Source organism: Clostridium bornimense, assembly GCF_018917145.1.
GTDB lineage: Bacteria > Bacillota > Clostridia > Clostridiales > Clostridiaceae > Clostridium_AN > Clostridium_AN bornimense_A.
This window is the reverse complement of record NZ_JAHLOD010000030.1, coordinates 1-17,883: the sequence shown is the minus strand read 5'-3', so window position 1 is coordinate 17,883 and position 17,883 is coordinate 1. Positions and strand designations below refer to the sequence as shown.

Sequence of the window (17,883 nt, the reverse complement as noted above, 5' to 3'; positions counted from 1 at the left end):
TTTATTAAAATTTTATAAGACTTATGGTTCCTTTGATGATTGGTGCCCATATATCAATATTTTTATAGAAACAATTATAGTTTCCCACTACAATACCGCTTTTTTCTTCAACGTAAAATATTGAATTATATGTATCTCCTTTTCCTGTTGGTGTCTTATATGTTCCATAAAATAACTTTTTATTACCGCTTTTATAACTTCCTTCTTCTAACCATTCTAGATACATTTCATTCTTTTTAAATTCTGTTTCCATTCCTTTTTTAAACTGTTGAAAACTTTGCTTTTTAACAGAATAATTAGAATAGTTAATTATTAGGCTAATACCAAGATTATCATTAATTAATACTATATTATTATCATCATTAACTTTCTCTACTAAGTAATCAATTGGTATATCAATAGCTACCTTCCCTTGTAAATACTCTTTTCTTTGAAATCTAATATTATAATCTTTAATATTTACCTTTCCATTCTTTATTTCTTCAATTACTTCTTCTAATTTCTTTTCTTCATAATCAACACTTTCTTCTTTTGCAATTTCTTCATTTTTATCTTTATTCTCTTTATCAATTCTTCTTTTAAGTTTTAATCTTGCTATTCTCTCATCTGTTCTATTCTTCATTTACTTAACCCCTTTATCCATTATTGTGAATTTTTTTACCATTAAATAATATTTTTTCTCCCTTTGGCATTTTTATTTCTCCACCAGCTTCACTCTTTATATTTATATCTTCTTCTGCAAGGATGTTTATATTATTTTCTGATCTAATCTCAATAGTGTTACCACAAGTTATTTCAATAGACTTTTGTCCTACCACTGTAACAGTTCCATCTTTATTAAGATTCATTGATGCTTCTCCTCCATTTGACTCTATGGCTACCCCTGATTCTGTAAACTTAACTTCTTGTCCAGAATCAGTTTGCAATGATTTATCCTGAGGATTTGCCATCCTATCATCTTCTTTTGCATTAGAAATATCCTCTTCATCAATTGAATTAATAACAAAAGCCTTTGTTTCATCTTTACCAGGTACATTTAGTCGTACTCTTTCACCTATCTCTGGCATACAATACCACCCTCCACCATCTGGTGATGATGCTACCGATGCATAAGGAAACCAGTATAAATTTGAACTTTCTCCTTCTTCATCTATTTCTAAATTTACTCTTACTTTATCTCTACTTACCTCTGCAATAGTACCAAATATCGATATTCCAATAAGATTTTTATTGTAAATACCGCTCAATCTAATCCCCTTTTTATTTCTTATTTCATATATACTTTCTAAGGTTCCTTTATTTAAATATCTTGATGCTTTTTTTATGAAATATTCTCTACCTTCAAGCTGAAATTCATTTCTTACATATATATTGTCATCGAATCGATATCTATCTCCTATATATTTAATGTCATTTCTTAAAATACTATATGTAATAAAATCATTTTCTATAATGTCATTGTCATATTCCTTTGCCTTTATGTATTCTTCTATATCCTTTGACACTGTATAATTACAATATTTGTAAAGCTGTTTTCTATCTATTACCCTGTTTTCTCTAATGTATTGTCTTCCACCTGTAAATGGTGTTAAATCACTAATTGATAACTTCATCTTTGGCAATCCAATTTTAATTTCACTACTATCACTTTCTGAATTATTAATAATTGCATCTTTATATATTGATACTACCCTTTTTAAAAATTCGAAATCTGTTTCTTTATATTGCAATAAAAATCTTCCTATTGGCTCTTCTGCTATATTTATTTCATAATTAATATAAGGATATGATTTCATAATCTCATCTATTAATTGATGATTTGTCATAGCAGTATTTTGAAAGCTTCTTGTTTTCTTCTCAACATCTAATAAATAACTATAGTCTTTTCCTTTAACAGACATCTTATATAAATTATTTATACATTTGATTGATATATCTGTTACTATACCATTAAATAATATATTGTCTTTCTCATTATCTTCATCTTCATTTTCATAATATACAACTATAGGTGTTTCTTCTAAAGTATAGTGTAAATATAAATCCTTTACCTCATCATCAACAATTCCTGATATAAACAGTGTATTGTGATTATTTACTTCATTTTCGATTTTTACATCTTTTATATATGTAAAATCAAATGTTGATACTTTGATATTTTCGTAGGTTATATCATTTGCCAACATACGTCCCCCCTTTATTATCAATCTATTAATATCATTCTCTGTCTACCTTTTCTATTAACAACACTAGCATCTTTATTATTTTTTATATTATTAAGTATCTGAACTAAAAAATTATATATTTCTTCATTAGTATAAAACTTATCTTCAATATTAATTTTATTTTTTATATATGACATTATCACAATTCTTGGTAATGGTTCTTTTCTATTAACACAAGCTATAGCAAAGTTAATGTCCCACATTGTATCAACATTTAACTTCAACAATTCTTTTCCAAATTCATATGTTATTACTGGTGGTAATGTACCTATTTCATTGTCTGCATAAACAGTATTAAGAATATTTATAGTATCAAATTCTGTATTGTAGTCATAAAAATCAACATGATTATTTCTTAGCTTAGCTCCCTCTCTTAACTTAAACCTGCAGATTTCCATTTCATTTTTCTTTAATTCCATGTCTTCATCAAGAAATATATCAGAATAATTAACTTCAAAATCATCTTCCTTTGAATGATCTAAAAATCTCACCTTTAGCATCATATACCTATTGTTATTTATATAAGCTATTTCCTCTTTCTCTTTTAATAGATATAACGTATTGTTATATTTAATTATTCCATTATTTATAGTAATGTAATTATCGTATACCTCAATATCACAACCTTTGATTATTCCATCACAATAATCCTTGTATTTGATATCTAGATAATCTCTATTAAAATCTCGTAAATTCTCTAACATTTCTATTTTTAAAATTTTTCCACTTTCAAACACTGGCTTATTATTCTTATACATTTTTTACCCCACTATCATTTAAGACCATCAAAGAAATTTCTTTCCCATTGATCATTTTCAAAATAAAAGAACTTTTCATTACCTATATATAATTGTTCATTTCTACGTACTACTGCTAAAACATAGAACCCCCAATACACTTCCTTTGACCATATGAAAAATTTTATTTCATTATTATCAATATTATCAGTTTCTGATTGCAAAATATTAGGGTATTCTTCCTCTATAGTTTCCGCATCTGTTATTTTCAAATCTTCATTATCAAAGTTATAATTATATTCAAACTTTACAGAATTATTATTATCCATAAGATAAAGCTTTAAGATAATTTTATCCATAAACCTTGATATTGTTCCTTGTGTTACTTCATTTCCCTTAATTAAAACTTTTTGTTCTCCGTTATGTGTATATGCTGTTATCATATATGGGAATGTAGGATTTTTACTTACTATATTTATATCAGCATAGCCAAAATTTCTATCATAGAGATATTTTAATGTTCCTTTAAGACATGATAACTTAAGCTCATACTGATTTTTTTCTTCTCTATTGAATCTTTTTAACTTTATAAGTTTTCCTGGAATAAATTCTTTTATTGAATCCCTAAATACATCTACCATACAAGACTGTCCTGTTAGTTTTATCAATGAATAATCATATAATTGATCATCTAAATACATTTTATTTAAAAACTTATTTACTAAGTTATAGATATCACCTTTTATAAGAGACTCAATCTCATATATGTTAATTGATATATCTTCTATATGATCTATTACTTTTAGCACTCCATTTTGGTTTGTAGATATCTTCCACTTATCATATTTAATTGTAGTACCTTCATAATCTTCGCAATCATTTATTGTTAACAATACTGACAATAATTCAGGATTACTAAAAAATGTTTTTTTAACTTCTTCTGCTAAGTTAAATAAGCAATAATAATTACTTTTTACTTTGCAATAATCTTCTTTACTTTTTGTCTCATAAAGCTTATATTTTGTAGGAATTATTTCTTCTGCCAACTGGTATTGATTATCTATTTTTTCAAATAATTCTTTTACTCCATTTTTATCAATAAACCTAAAAACATCTAAATTAAAATCACTTAATATTTCCTTCCTTATATTATTAGTACCTCTTATTATTTTTTCTACCATAAGTATTTTTATAAATTGCAGTATTCTAAAAGTAATATTATTTCCTCCAAAGTCTGTATCACCATTTTCATATGATGTTTCTATATTTAATTCATAAGAAACTCTATTATTTGAAATACTAAACTTACATCCCGTTAAATCTGTTGTTCCACCACCGCAATCTATTATAAGTGCCTTATATTCTGCTCCATCAACATATTTCTTTTGCTCTATTAAATCTGAAATTGTATTATATAAAACTGCTGCACTTTCTTCTAATATATCTTCATTGTCAACGATATAATCACTAAGTATTTCTTTAAATAACTGATGAAATTTATATTTTTGTTTAGAAGGCGATGAAATACATATATGATTAAATTTACACTTGAATCTTTGATTAGCTAAAGCTATCACATATTCTAAATAAGCTTTTATTATATCTTTTCTTTTTATCAAAACAGTTTTTTCATAAATATCAATTACTTTCTCACTTTTATCATAATCACTAACCCATCTTTTTATATCATAAAAAATAGTTAGTCCATCATCTGTATATCTTTTATTCCACATCATCATAGCATCATATCCAAATATATACTCTATTTTATCGTTATCAATCTTTTTCACAGCTACAACAGTTGGTATTAATGGAGTAATCACTGGATTTTCTCTACTAAAATCTATTATATTTACAAATTTTACTTTCTCACTATCTTTTTCTTCACTGCCAATATATGTACCATCTTCAGCAAAATTATTATTAAGTCCCCTAAAATTTTCTCTATTAATATAAATTCCTGCTGTTGTATTACTTGTACCAAAATCAATCGCTAAAGGAATATTAGTCTCTTCTAATTCTTTAACCTCAAATTGCAATACTTCTAAAGAATAAGCCGTAAGTGGTACTCCTGATAACATCTCTTCTCCATTATAAATATTGTATAATAACTCTGAATATTTACCTGAAAAAAGCAATAATTTATAGTTTCTTATGTCAGATTCCATACATGGAATACTAGCATCCTTTACTAGAAAATATTTTTCTTCATTATCTATCTCTAGTTTTCTAATATTGAAAATTGTACACACTTTATTATTTCCGTCTATTAATATCACATTTTCTTCTTCCAAAATATCATTACTTTTTATCCTATACTGATCTAATATTTCTAAATCAATATTGTCATATAAAGTAATTTTAGCTGGATACTCTATATCAATTCTCTCAATAATATTTAATGAACTTTTTTTTAAAAATCTTTCTATTCTTTCTATTCCGCCCTCTTTATATTCCCTTATAAGTAAAGTATCATTTTCTCCCCTATATTTCATAATCAGCCTTATCAACCCTTCCTTATCTAAGGGATTAACTATACTTTTTACTAACTTCTCTTTTGCACAAATATCCCTTAATTGATAAGTTGTCATAAGTCTTAAATCTTTTTCTTTATACCTGTCCCTTTTTACTACTCTATTTCCTTTTCTATTATCTTTATGTAATTTATATGAATATCCACTCATAATTCTTCCCCCTATTAAACCATCACTATATTGTTAAGTACCATAGTTTCATTAACCCCTATTATTCCAAAATGTTTGTCCCAATAGATATGGTTTATAAAATTAATTGGTAAAAAAATATCAATTATAATTGCTATTTTCTTCTCAAGTTTTTCACTTTTTTCCTCATTTAAATAAATATAAATGTTTTTATGTTTACATTTATTTATATAAACTATTGAGTTTTTAAAGATATTCTTTATAATTTTATTAAACAATAACAATGATGTATTGCATCTATATAAATTAACCATGCCTTCTAATACTATATCTAGTTCATCATTATCAAATACACTTATATTCTCTTTTATATTCTCTCCAAAAATATTATCTTCTATATCTTTAAGTAATAATTGTTTTATAAAGTAAGTTTTTGTAACCCCTGACACCAAATCAATATCACCTAAAAAATGCATTATAATATCAAATATTGCTTCTCTAACTTCAATATCTTCATCATTATCACTAGGAAAAAATTCCTTGAAAATATCATAAAATCTAAACCATGGATTTACCTCTACAACAGAATTATTATCTATATTAATATAATTAATATCCTCAGAGGCTATCTCCATATATGGACTACTGACTACTGCTGGTACAAAGGAAATATTATTTTCGTTTACTCCTTTTTTTCTTGCTTCTAATAACACATTCCAAATATAATTCATATTATCTTACCCTCACAGTAATACTCTGGATATATCATTTGTACCTCTGATATTAAGAAGCTTAATATATCTCTATTTAAATAATTATCTTTATTTTCACATCTAAAGTACAAAACTAATACTTTTCTTATATCTTCTTCCCTTATTTCATCTATAACAAATTCATTGACATTATAAGTTTCTTTTTCTTTGCTTGTATATTCTTCTATCTTTATATCTACTAACTGAAAATTCTTCGCTGCATCAAATGATGATATTAATCTATGTAAATCCCCTCTAGTTTTTATACTGTAGCCACTATTATAAATTAACTTACCTGCAAAATTCATATTTACATCATTGCCAAATATTTTATAGCTATATTCTTTTAATTCTTCCTCGTTAACTTTACAAAATTTGTATACACTCCATACGTTTTTTTCACTAGTGGGTGATATTATATCAATAATATCTTTTTCAAATAAAACAGTTGCATTATCATCTTTTGTTAATTTTACAAGGTATCCGTTATCTACTCCTTCTTTTTCTAGAGATACTATATGTTTGTAGTTTACTTTATCTATACAAGGCAGAGAAAATCCATTAGTCTTAAGCTGCACTTCCTTTACATTCCATAAAGGAACCATATTATATTCTATAAAACTTGAATATTCTCCAAAATCCACTTCTATTCTTTCTATACTTTCTCTTTCTCCTATTTCTCCATCACAACTTACTAACATTACATTTAGCATTTTTCTAATATAAGGTACGTTTTTACTTTTCCAAGGTATATTGTTATTTATAAAACTACTATATAATTCTTCTATTTTCTTTACGTATTCTTCATTTTCAACTACTCTAAAATAGCCTTGATAACTTCTATAATTAGTTTCAATTATCCCTTTAATTACCTTTGTATTTTTTATAAACTCTTTTATTTCTAAGTAATCCTTCTTCATAAAAATTTTAAAAAGAAATATTTCTTCTTTATTACTAAGAGCTTTTCTTATACTCTCTACATCATATTTAATTTCTAAAACATCATCTTCTATCATTGGATAAAAGCTTTCACTAGTTTCATCAAGTTCCTCTTTATTACATATTGTAGAAAATATATTGTACTTTTCCATTTCCACAGATATCTCATCAAAAACTCTTTCTTCAATGCGATTATACTTCTCTTTAGTATACTGCTCTAATGATAAAAATACGCTTTGTATTAATTTTTTCAGTAATACTCTATCCTGTAATTCACTTATTTTTTCTATTTTTTTATTCACAGAAATATCCATATACTTTATCACCTATCTATTTAAATTCTATTTATCTCATCTTCTATTTCATTAAAAACATCAATCATTTCTAAATTTTTATAAATCTCTTGAGCTTGTCTATATTTAACCTTTGCTTCATCTTTTTTATTCTCAGAAACTAAGTTTCTAGCATCTCTTACATAATTAACAGCTTCATTCTCTTTTGCATGTATTAATTGATCTATATCATCTAACTTACTATCAATTTCCTCAACCAAAGATTTACTTTCAGCAACTTCAAATTGTTCCTTCGCCAATTTATATTGCTTTATTGCTCCTACATAGTTTCCTGATACATAAGCATCATCACCATTTTTCATATACTCAGTTCCTTTGATATATGCTTGTTCACCTTTTTCCTTCTTAGCTTTTTCCTCTGCCTTTTTCTCATCATTTTCTGCACTTAATAAGTCTGCTACCTCTTTTAACTTGTCTTGTGCAGCATTTCGCTCTGTAGATAAATTACATTGTGTTGCTAACTCTTTAGCAGCTTTATAATTTGCATCTGCAGAACTATAATTTTTATTTTCAAGTTCTTTATCCCCAAGATCCATAAGTTCATTTATTCTTATACAATCTTGTGCGAAACTAATTTTCTTTTCAATATAACTTTTGCATCTATTATCATATTTTGCGCTTTTATCCAAAGCAATTAAATATTGTCCTATTGCCTCATCATACTTACCATCTTTCAATAACTTATCTCCTGTGGTTATATTCTCTGTATATTTTATTTTTTTATCTATCTCATCTAATTCATCTTTAACTTTATACTTCTCAGCTATTTTTTTTGCTTCATTATATTCTTCATTTGCTCTTACAGCATTATTATCTTCTAAATATTGATCACCACTACTAATACTGTATTTCATATCTTCAAGTGCTTCTTTTTTATTTTTCACTTTCATCATCATGACTGTTGATAATGTTATAATCAATACTATAATTGGAATCACTACCATAAGTATCTTCTTAATGCGTTTTCCCTTATTGGGATTTACAAAAACTTTATCAAAAAAAGTAAATGCAACTGTATAATTTTCTATTACTTCTGGTTGTTTAGATAATATTATTTCTTCTACATTATCTACAACCTCTGCAGGCGAAGCTACTCCTTCTAGAGCATCTTCTAATTCTACCTCTCCACAATTCTCCCATATTCCTCTAGTTAATAAAGCAAAAACATCTCCATCATCTAATTTTATTTTTGGAGATACTATTGGTTTATCAATCTTATCTTCCCCTAAAAATGATGTTAAATTATTTCTCTCAATATGTTTTGACACTCTATCTAAAGATACTAAACCTTTCTCAGCCATTTGTTCTGTCAATGATTGATCTTTACTTTTTATTCTTATATGCCCATCTTTAAAATAGTAAAATCTCGCATTACCGACCATTGCATATCTTATTTTGCTATAATCAGAAACAACTATCATAACTGATGCCTTTAATCTAACATTATTACTATTATGTATTAACTCCCTATTAGCATTATTAATATATTTTCTTATTAATGATGGCTTCATTGTTGGCTTTTCAGTAAAATCTTTAATTATACTAGTTACTACTATCTCTGCACTTTCCTGTGTATTATCATCATCAATACCATCTGCCACAACATAACATGCTAATTTATCTAGTTCAACAAAAGCAAAATAATCCTTATTTTGCAAGTATGTTCCTTCTTCTGAAATAAAACTAGTCCTCACTTTTGAGTTTAATTTTCTCATAATATTCACCCAACTTATCTATTATTTAACGTGTATTTCATTAACAATATACTTCCATTATTTTTCTTATCAACCTTACTTATAATATCTTCACATATTTCATCAATAGATTTTTTCCCCCTTAGTATGTTTTCTAGTTCTATCCACCTAATTCCGTTGTAAACCCCTTTACTACTCAACACCACAATATCATCTTTATATAGTTTTATTGGTTCTTCATTTATCTCTATTTCACCATAAGAAGCTTGTCCTAAGTAATATAATAATTTTTTATCCTTTAGAACTGAAACTGCCTTATTTTTTTCTATTTTACCTGCTAAATATTGATTTTCAGCTAAGACATCTATTGAATGGCCTCTACTTATCTTATAAAGCTCATTTCTTCTAAAAATAGAAAGCATGGCATCCCCCACTAATGCATAATGTAAATAACCATCTACAATTATTGCTGTTAATACACTGGTACCACCTTTTTCACTATCAACACGGCTAATTATTTCATGATTTGCTTTATTATATGCCTTATTAAAAAAGTAATTTTGCATATCTTTACTACCTTCAGCAATAAAAAGATCTTTGATTACTTTAACTGCACATTCACTTGATATCCGTCCTACTTCTTTTTTACCTAAACCATCAGCTAATACTCCTAGAATTCCCTTTTCTGTTTCTACAACTGTTACTGCATCTTCTTGTATTTCTTCTTTTCCAATAATTAATCTTAAGGCTGTTAGAACATCTTTCCTTAATATTATTTTTACTAAAACTATCCTGACTGCTACTAACACACCAATAAGGATCATCGATGCTATAATTATCATAATTCTTATATCTATGTAATCTGATATCATATAAATACTCCTATTCGTTTTCCTCCCATTCAAAATGTTCTCCACAGAATGGTACAAATAAAAACTTAGACTTCCCTAATTCAATAACGTCATATGCTGCTAACTCTGTTGGCATATATACTGGCTCACCATTTAAATAAGCTATTCCTTGAGAATCCCCAGGCAAGAGAACATTATTTTTCTTTTTAGGATCATAAACAATAATTGCATGATTTCTATTTGCTATAAAATTATCACCTATTATTTGTACATCCATGTCATCAGCTCTTCCTATGAAATTCTTACCAGTCTTTATTTTGTAATCTTTTCCAACTATAGTGCCTTCAATACATACAATCCAACCACATACTGGTTCAACTTCTTTATATAATAAATCTTTTTCAACTTCTTGCTTTTCAAATAACTGCTGTCCTTGATTAAATTCATTATTTGTATTTTTACTTACTGATGTATCTACATTACAATATGGACATATTGTTCCATATCTTCTTTCACTAAACATATGCCCATTTGGACATCTTATTAATGCCATAGTAATCACTCCTCTTTACATAAATTGCAGTTTTACCTTAGAAATATAGACAATATCTCCTTTTTTTACGGTGCAAGGTGAACCTTTCACTATATTATATTTTTCATTATCTTCGGCCTTTTCTATTGCAACACCTTTATCATATGATAAGTCCTCTATGAACCAACTACCTTCTGCATAATTTAGTACTGCATGATTATTATCAATTAAAGGTGAATAGATTGAGTCATTTAAATCTATATCTACTACTTCTTCAAAAGTAGTTTTTCCTATAAGAACAGATACCTTATCAACAAGACTCCATTCTTTAATACTTATATTTTCTTCATTAAGTAAAACTACCTTACTAATTCCTCTTTCAGTAATTTTTATTTTTCTTCTTTCATTGCTTAATATGTACAATATGTATCCCACAGAGCTTACAGCTATTATCCATATTATCAATACCCACATTATATATTTATTCTCAATAAATGAAAAAACAGCAAAAGATGCTAAAGCTATAGTTGCACCAATAACCATATCTATTATTCTTACTCCAACTTTTAAATTAACCTTATTATTATTTTCTTCCAAGGCAAATCACCTCATTACTTTATTTTCTTCCAAAATAATTCTTAAACATTTCCGACGTATCTATGGGATTATTTTTTACATCCTTTTTCTTATTAGTACCATTAAACCCAAAAAAACTTTCAAACATGTCCTCTATATTGTTAATGCCACTTTTTCTATTACCTACATTTTCTTTTCTTTTACCTTGAATATTGTCTTTTCTTTTTTCTTGCATCTCCAATTTATTGTCATATTCTCTTCTTTTATTCTCATCTTTTAATACTTCATAAGCTTCACTAACCTCTTGAAACATAACTACTGCATTATCATTATCTTTATTTAAGTCAGGATGATATTTTTTCGCAAGAACTCTAAAAGCTTTATTAATTTCATCTTTTGTAGCATCCCTTTTTACACCTAATACTTTATAATAATCTTTCATTAAAACTAACCTCTTATAAATAACTATGTATCTTAAATATATTTAAAATTAAGAACTTGGATTTTACTCCAAATTCTTAATTAACAATCTATTGATTAAATTCCATATCCGCCTTCTATCTTAGTAAGACTTATTTTGTCTTTCTTTTGTCTTACTATAAGGTCAAAAGTTCCTATTCCTTCTGTATCGCCATAATGTTCTATGTAGTCAATAACAAAAGCATTAGGGAATGTAATCTTCCTTACTACTTGTCCAGCTGCATGAACTTCTACCTCAATATTTCTATATGCATCGGATTTTTCTGCCGGTACCAATGACCATTTACCAATCTTCTTAGGTCCGTCATGAATATCTCCTTCTAATTCAGCTAATATTTTTCCTTTTATATATAATGTTGCTCCAATATCTTTTGATCTTGCATTAGTATCTTTAGGTGTATTAGTCTCATATTTTACACTAATTACATCTTCTAATCCCAACTCTATACTTTCTGCACCTTCAATTTTAACTTTAAAACCCATTGACTTTCACCCTTTCCTCATTTATTAAGAATCAAATCCACCTTCAAATTTAACTAAAGCCATCTTGTCTTTCTTTTGTTTTAGCAGAATCTTGAATTCACCAATTCCTTCATCATCATCATATTCTTCTACATAGTCAACAACGAAAGCATTTGGAAATTCTATTTCCCTTACCACCTTACTAGCTGAAATAACCTCAATCTTTACATTTCTATAGCAATCAGATTTTTCAGCTGGTACTAATGACCACTTAGCTAACTTTAAAGTATCATCAGCGGCAGCACCACCTACTTCTGCCAATATTTTTCCTGTTACAGCAATTGTTGTTCCTAAGTCTGTAGATCTAGCATTAGAATCGTTTGGTGTATCTGTCATAAATTCTACAGTCATTATGTTTTCAACACCTAAACTTATATTCTCTGCTCCAGTAACGTTTAATTTAAATCCCATGTAAATCTCCTCCTTATTAATTTATTAATTAATATATTTATGTTAAATTATATTAATTAGCCACTTCAGTTCTTGTGATTTCCACCTCAAGATTTTTAATATTCCCATTAAACGCTATATTAATATTACAAATACCACTTTCATTATCTATCTCATAATTAATATCATCACCGTCTTGAATAACAGCATTAACAAATTCCTTATTAGCTATCCACTTACTTTTTATACTATTAGGGTTACTACTAAAGAATTTAACAATATTATCTGCCTTGAAATCGTTTGAATAAAATCTTAGCAATCTTTCAATATATGTACTTACAAGTGTCTTATAAATAGGCTCAAAATCACCATTATTATTTAGTAGATTTCTAGCTTTATAAACAGCTATTTGTTTTATTTCATTTCCATCTATTTGTGCATTTTCAGAAGAAAAAACAAATCCAAAGTTTCTTCTATTTATTGCACTTTTTATTTCATTAGTGAATCCTGATATTTCCTTTGCTAATGTTGTAGTTACTCTTAATGAATTTTCCCCTGATTCAATATCAAACCTTACTCCTGGATATTCTCTATGAACGTTTTTGAATCGTTCTCTAAGGTATTCTGGACATTGATAAGCTGAAACAATTCCGGCAGCTATATAAGATGCTCCTATATAAACTCCTTCAATCCATAACTTCATAATATCTTCTTTTTCTCTTGATAACTGAACTACACCATCATCATTCATTATCATCTTATTATCTAACACAACTCCAGACTTCTCCCTAGGAATAACTGTAAAATTAGGAATGCAAGGTATTGCAAATTCACTATAAGATTTTCTCATCAAAACTTCACATTTTTCAATAAACTTATCAACACCTGTTGTTGCTACATAATTAAATGTAGTTTCTTCTCTTGGCTCAAAACTAAAGAATATTTGTAAACGGTATCTTTGTGCTACCTCTAGCAACATTGATAATTCTTCCATTGTATTAGCATCAGTTTTTTCAACTTTTTTATTAGACTTAAATCTTTCACGTCTAACTGTACTTTTAGATGAAGATTCAAATTGAATAGATGGCACTATTCCATTCCAAATTGTATTTTTAAAATCATTTTTATCGTTAACAGTACTTAAATATGTATTTAATATTGGAATATTTTTAGAATTAACTAATCTACTTAACTTTGTATTACAAATTAATAAAGATGGCTGCATTCCTTTATTTTTTGTAGCATATTGTTGAAAATACATTTTTACACCTAAAATTTTCTCAATTAAAGGTTTTACAGTCTTTATAAAATCGTCCTTTGCTGTCTTATAAAAACTTAAATATGTATTATAATTTTCTACTTCAACTTCTGTATCCACTTTGCTTTCTATTGTTGATGTCAATGGACAAAATGTTCTAACTACTAAACTTTTAACATAATCAGATTTAGTGTTTTCTGTATTTATAGCTTCATAGTCTTCTTCAAATGCCTCAATAAGTCCTTTATTAGCTTCATCATCTACTACAACTAAAGCATTACTTTCTTCATTTTTTGGTGCATCTATTACTTTTAATTCACCATTTTCCCCCATGCTTAAAAGACCTATTGAAAAATTCTCTTTAGAATTGCTACCTTCTTCACTGCCTAATAATAATCTTGTCTTTATATCTTCAATAGCCAATGGTAGCATTGCCATTATATTATTATAATTTTCACTGGCATCATCAAACATATGATTTAATTTATCACCTAAATCAAGCTTTTTAGGATCATCATCATCTAATTCTTCATATTTATTGTATGTATATTGAATTTCCTTTCTTGATTGCTTAATGTCGTCCATAACTTTTTTAGGTGATATCATATCTAATAAATTTTCAAATTTAAAATCTACATTTTCAATCCCTTGTGCACTTTTTGTATCAATTAAAGTAAATAACATTTTTAAAAAATCATTTGATTCATTTATTGGAATTGTAGTTATTAATTCTTGAGGTATATTCTCAGGTTTTTCAAGTGTATACATTACCTTTTGTGAATTGGCATTAAAAAATGAATACACTACTGGCGAAAACTTTTTTAAGAATTCATCAAAGCTTTTTACTAATAAATGGTCATTTATTTCTTTAATCTTCTCATCATTTAAGCTATTTAAACCTTTTACATCACCTATTAATGTGATTAAATCCAACTTTTCTGGATTTATCTCTTCAAATAATATTGTCCTATTGGTTTGTTGAATAATTTCCACTATATCCCCACCCTTTATATAAAATTTATTAATTAAAGAATATTTTAAATTCTTCATTTCCTAACTTTATAATATTTCCATCTTCTAATGGTATTTCTTTCTTTTCTTCAATTCTATCTCCATTGATGAATGTATGATTGGTAGATCCAACATCTAAAATAAAATATTCATTATTTTTCTTTATAATTTCAGCATGCTTTCTACTAACTGCAGTATTATTTGTTATCTTATAATCTGCATTATGCCTATCTTTACCTATTCTAAATATAGGTTTATCTATATTTATCTTTTCATCAGTTGATAATCTTATTAAATATGGTTGTTGTTTCTCACTTTTTTCTAATGGTTGTTCAATTTTTTCTATTTTCTTAGGAATATTTTTTTGCTCTTTATCACTATCATCTAAGTATTTTTCTATACCACCTTGTAAAACAACTAAGTCATTACAATCATTTTCTTCTACAAATCGTAATATGTCTCTTACATATTTACAATTTTCGTTATAATCAAATTCTGCAGTAAGTATTATCTCTTTCAATAATTCCTTAAGAGTTCTATCTGTATTTCTATTACTTATCGGGATACATATCATCTTAACTTTCAAATTATTTTTATTGATAAATATTTGTGCTGGTTTTAAAATAATATTTTTTAATTTAACTCCTCTAAACTGTAATTTTCTTATTGTATTTACTAGATTTAATAACATTTTTATAAATTTTTCTTTACTAATCTCTTTAGAAATATACTCTTTTATAGTTGTGAATCCTTGAATATCATACTTAAAACATTCCTTGTCCATTACTTTTCCATATGTGTAATAAATTATTTCATCTATATTAGTCTCCACCGTATCTTCTAACACTTCGTCATCTATTATTTCATCTTCTCTTACAACATAAGCTAACTTTTTACTTATCTCTTTATCATTATTAAGTACTTTTTTTCCCAATTTCGATCCACACATCATACAAAATCTTGCATGATTGTCATTTTCAAAACCACAACTTATACATTTCACCTTTTTTCCTCCTACTCACAGATTTTATCGCCTGGCTCTTATGTACTAATTATCATCTAGTAGACTCTAAAATAGACAGTATATAATTCCAAAAACTCCACCACAAATCAATATAACTAAAACTATGATACAAATAATAATTGGAACTATACTATTTTCTTTATGTGAATTCTCAACAATAACTTCCCCCATTTTTCTTTCTCTATTATTTCCTTTAGTACCTTCCATAAGATCACTTCTTGTACTTTTTCTCTTCAATTTATCCATATCATTACTAATAACCTGACTTTTCTTCTCCGTCGTATTATTTTCCAACTTTTTAATATAAACTACATCTTCATTCATGTTAATTCTTTTATTTTGATTATCATTTGGTATGGTACCTTCTAAAATATCATATCCTTGAAACCTTAATTGCTCTATAGCCTCATTATATTCTGCATCATATCCATTAATCTGTAGCTTGTGCCCACAATATGCACAAAACAGAGAAGTATCTTCATTCTCTTCTTTACAATTACTACAATACACCTTTGCACCTCGTAAAATACATTTTTTATATTAGCTTGAATTTTCTTCTAATTATTTTTATTATATAATTGTTTTATTACTAATTCAATATAAATTTTGCCACTTTATAGTATATTCTCCTATTATAACCACGATTCACATATGTGTAACATTGTAAAACTATATAGATATTTATATATATAAGGATCTATTATATAATATTTACATGGATTAACGGGAGGTATGATTTTTTATGAATAATAAACTTACTAAGAAAAATATAGAAAAATTACAAGAAGAATTAGACTATAGAATGACTGTTAAAAGAGCTGAAATAGCTAAGGAAAAACTTATTGCGGCAGCTCATGGTGATCGTTCTGAAAATGCAGAGTATAAAGAAGCTTGTGCAAATTATAGAGCTAATGATAACAGGATACAATATTTAATGACAATGATATCAACAGCTACTATTATTGATGAAACTGATATAGATAATTCTGTTTTAAATCTTAATAGTCAAGCTAAAATTAAATTTGTTGATACAAACGATGAAGAAATCGTTACTTTAGTAACTACTATGGATTTAGACCCTGAAAATATGCGTATAAGTATAGAGTCTGATTTAGGGAAAGCTTTACTTGGTAAAACTGTTGGAGATGTTGTTGAAGTTGAAGCGCCAAGTGGTAATTATTTTGTAGAAATCATCGAAATATTTTAAATATATTAAAATGAGCTGTTGCACACTGATATGATACCTCTAAAGTAGACATGGTAAATAACCAAAATCTACTTTGGAGGTATTTTTTATGGGCAAACAATATAAATATTCTTTTGAAGATAAAATCAAAGCAGCAAAAGATTACATTTCAGGAGTTAGAAGTTGTCGTCAAATATGCTTAGATCTTGGAATTAAGTATAATGGTAATCGTGGTGGTGTAATACGTAACTGGGCTAAGCTATATCAATCATTTGGTGAATCAATTTTTATGGATAAACCACATAATAAATCATATTCGGCTGCTTTAAAACTTAGTGCTGTTAAAGAATATCTTACAGGAACCATATCTCAACAAGATGTTTGTATAAAATATAAAATTTATAGTACTAGTATTTTACGTCGATGGATTAAGAAGTATAATAGCGGTATAGAGTTAAAAAATTATGATCCAAAACAGGAGGTCTATATGGCTGAATCAAAAAGAAAAACAACTATTGAAGAACGTAAAGAAATCGTAAAATACTGCATTGAACACGGAAATGATTACAAGAATACAGCAGAAAAGTTTAGTGTATCTTACACTCAAGTTTATACATGGGTACGTAAATATAAGATTGATGGAGAAGATGGTTTAATAGATAAGCGTGGACATCATAAATCTGATGATGA

18 protein-coding genes are annotated in these 17,883 nt (G+C 27.0%); 2 read left to right on the top strand and 16 right to left on the bottom strand.

Translation table 11 applies throughout. From position 1 onward, the window contains the following. Positions 1–4 precede the first annotated feature (4 nt). The 16 genes from KQI30_RS11040 to KQI30_RS10965 form a co-directional block, all read right to left on the bottom strand. Positions 5–622 (bottom strand): hypothetical protein, encoded by a 618-nt coding sequence (locus KQI30_RS11040; protein ID WP_216463378.1) that lies wholly within the window; start codon positions 620–622, stop codon positions 5–7. A 13-nt stretch (positions 623–635) separates the two neighbouring features. Further along, positions 636–2,186, bottom strand: coding sequence for a phage baseplate assembly protein V (locus KQI30_RS11035; RefSeq protein ID WP_216463377.1), 1,551 nt, complete (start codon positions 2,184–2,186; stop codon positions 636–638). 17 nt (positions 2,187–2,203) lie between these two features. Beyond that, positions 2,204–2,983 (bottom strand): hypothetical protein, encoded by a 780-nt coding sequence (locus KQI30_RS11030; protein WP_216463376.1) that lies wholly within the window; start codon positions 2,981–2,983, stop codon positions 2,204–2,206. A gap of 14 nt (positions 2,984–2,997) precedes the next feature. After that, positions 2,998–5,646 (bottom strand): molecular chaperone, encoded by a 2,649-nt coding sequence (locus KQI30_RS11025; RefSeq protein WP_216463375.1) that lies wholly within the window; start codon positions 5,644–5,646, stop codon positions 2,998–3,000. A gap of 14 nt (positions 5,647–5,660) precedes the next feature. Next, positions 5,661–6,356, bottom strand: a complete 696-nt coding sequence (locus tag KQI30_RS11020) for a hypothetical protein (protein ID WP_216463374.1) — start codon at positions 6,354–6,356, stop codon at positions 5,661–5,663. Beyond that, positions 6,353–7,630, bottom strand: a complete 1,278-nt coding sequence (locus KQI30_RS11015; protein ID WP_216463373.1) for a normocyte-binding protein — start codon at positions 7,628–7,630, stop codon at positions 6,353–6,355. The genes KQI30_RS11020 and KQI30_RS11015 overlap by 4 nt, the downstream gene beginning before the upstream one ends. A gap of 20 nt (positions 7,631–7,650) precedes the next feature. Further along, complete coding sequence (locus KQI30_RS11010; protein ID WP_216463372.1) at positions 7,651–9,384, bottom strand: PP2C family protein-serine/threonine phosphatase; 1,734 nt, start codon at positions 9,382–9,384, stop codon at positions 7,651–7,653. Between the two features lie 14 nt (positions 9,385–9,398). After that, complete coding sequence (locus KQI30_RS11005; protein ID WP_253287476.1) at positions 9,399–10,235, bottom strand: PP2C family protein-serine/threonine phosphatase; 837 nt, start codon at positions 10,233–10,235, stop codon at positions 9,399–9,401. Between the two features lie 10 nt (positions 10,236–10,245). After that, positions 10,246–10,767: an FHA domain-containing protein gene (locus KQI30_RS11000; protein ID WP_216463371.1), complete on the bottom strand. Its 522-nt coding sequence runs from the start codon at positions 10,765–10,767 to the stop codon at positions 10,246–10,248. A 15-nt stretch (positions 10,768–10,782) separates the two neighbouring features. Then, positions 10,783–11,343: an FHA domain-containing protein gene (locus tag KQI30_RS10995; protein ID WP_216463370.1), complete on the bottom strand. Its 561-nt coding sequence runs from the start codon at positions 11,341–11,343 to the stop codon at positions 10,783–10,785. A gap of 19 nt (positions 11,344–11,362) precedes the next feature. Further along, positions 11,363–11,764, bottom strand: a complete 402-nt coding sequence (locus tag KQI30_RS10990; RefSeq protein WP_216463369.1) for a J domain-containing protein — start codon at positions 11,762–11,764, stop codon at positions 11,363–11,365. 95 nt (positions 11,765–11,859) lie between these two features. Then, on the bottom strand, positions 11,860–12,285 hold the full coding sequence (locus tag KQI30_RS10985; RefSeq protein ID WP_216463368.1) for a membrane-associated protease 1: 426 nt from the start codon (positions 12,283–12,285) through the stop codon (positions 11,860–11,862). A gap of 24 nt (positions 12,286–12,309) precedes the next feature. Beyond that, the gene (locus tag KQI30_RS10980) at positions 12,310–12,735 is read right to left on the bottom strand and encodes a membrane-associated protease 1 (RefSeq protein ID WP_216463367.1); all 426 of its coding nucleotides are present in this window, start codon (positions 12,733–12,735) and stop codon (positions 12,310–12,312) included. 52 nt (positions 12,736–12,787) lie between these two features. Continuing rightward, positions 12,788–14,965 (bottom strand): transcriptional regulator, encoded by a 2,178-nt coding sequence (locus tag KQI30_RS10975; RefSeq protein ID WP_216463366.1) that lies wholly within the window; start codon positions 14,963–14,965, stop codon positions 12,788–12,790. Positions 14,966–14,993: 28 nt separating this feature from the next. Next, positions 14,994–15,986, bottom strand: coding sequence for an FHA domain-containing protein (locus KQI30_RS10970; protein WP_216463365.1), 993 nt, complete (start codon positions 15,984–15,986; stop codon positions 14,994–14,996). Positions 15,987–16,052: 66 nt separating this feature from the next. After that, complete coding sequence (locus KQI30_RS10965) at positions 16,053–16,517, bottom strand: zinc-ribbon domain-containing protein (RefSeq protein WP_216463362.1); 465 nt, start codon at positions 16,515–16,517, stop codon at positions 16,053–16,055. A 232-nt stretch (positions 16,518–16,749) separates the two neighbouring features. On the opposite strand from KQI30_RS10965, the gene KQI30_RS10960 reads away from it, so the two are divergent. Both KQI30_RS10960 and KQI30_RS10955 read left to right on the top strand, forming a co-directional pair. After that, positions 16,750–17,214 (top strand): transcription elongation factor GreA, encoded by a 465-nt coding sequence (locus KQI30_RS10960; RefSeq protein ID WP_216463361.1) that lies wholly within the window; start codon positions 16,750–16,752, stop codon positions 17,212–17,214. Between the two features lie 88 nt (positions 17,215–17,302). Further along, positions 17,303–17,883, top strand: a 581-nt coding sequence (locus tag KQI30_RS10955) for a helix-turn-helix domain-containing protein (protein ID WP_216463360.1), incomplete at its 3' end; no start/stop codon positions are given.

Bases quoted from the DNA above. Each gene is read 5' to 3' on its own strand.
- KQI30_RS11040 (WP_216463378.1), bottom strand. From the start codon at position 622: ATGAAGAATAGAACAGATGAGAGAATAGCAAGATTAAAACTTAAAAGA.
- KQI30_RS11035 (WP_216463377.1), bottom strand. From the start codon at position 2,186: ATGTTGGCAAATGATATAACCTACGAAAATATCAAAGTATCAACATTT.
- KQI30_RS11030 (WP_216463376.1), bottom strand. From the start codon at position 2,983: ATGTATAAGAATAATAAGCCAGTGTTTGAAAGTGGAAAAATTTTAAAA.
- KQI30_RS11025 (WP_216463375.1), bottom strand. From the start codon at position 5,646: ATGAGTGGATATTCATATAAATTACATAAAGATAATAGAAAAGGAAAT.
- KQI30_RS11020 (WP_216463374.1), bottom strand. From the start codon at position 6,356: ATGAATTATATTTGGAATGTGTTATTAGAAGCAAGAAAAAAAGGAGTA.
- KQI30_RS11015 (WP_216463373.1), bottom strand. From the start codon at position 7,630: ATGGATATTTCTGTGAATAAAAAAATAGAAAAAATAAGTGAATTACAG.
- KQI30_RS11010 (WP_216463372.1), bottom strand. From the start codon at position 9,384: ATGAGAAAATTAAACTCAAAAGTGAGGACTAGTTTTATTTCAGAAGAA.
- KQI30_RS11005 (WP_253287476.1), bottom strand. From the start codon at position 10,235: ATGATATCAGATTACATAGATATAAGAATTATGATAATTATAGCATCG.
- KQI30_RS11000 (WP_216463371.1), bottom strand. From the start codon at position 10,767: ATGGCATTAATAAGATGTCCAAATGGGCATATGTTTAGTGAAAGAAGA.
- KQI30_RS10990 (WP_216463369.1), bottom strand. From the start codon at position 11,764: ATGAAAGATTATTATAAAGTATTAGGTGTAAAAAGGGATGCTACAAAA.
- KQI30_RS10985 (WP_216463368.1), bottom strand. From the start codon at position 12,285: ATGGGTTTTAAAGTTAAAATTGAAGGTGCAGAAAGTATAGAGTTGGGA.
- KQI30_RS10980 (WP_216463367.1), bottom strand. From the start codon at position 12,735: ATGGGATTTAAATTAAACGTTACTGGAGCAGAGAATATAAGTTTAGGT.
- KQI30_RS10960 (WP_216463361.1), top strand. From the start codon at position 16,750: ATGAATAATAAACTTACTAAGAAAAATATAGAAAAATTACAAGAAGAA.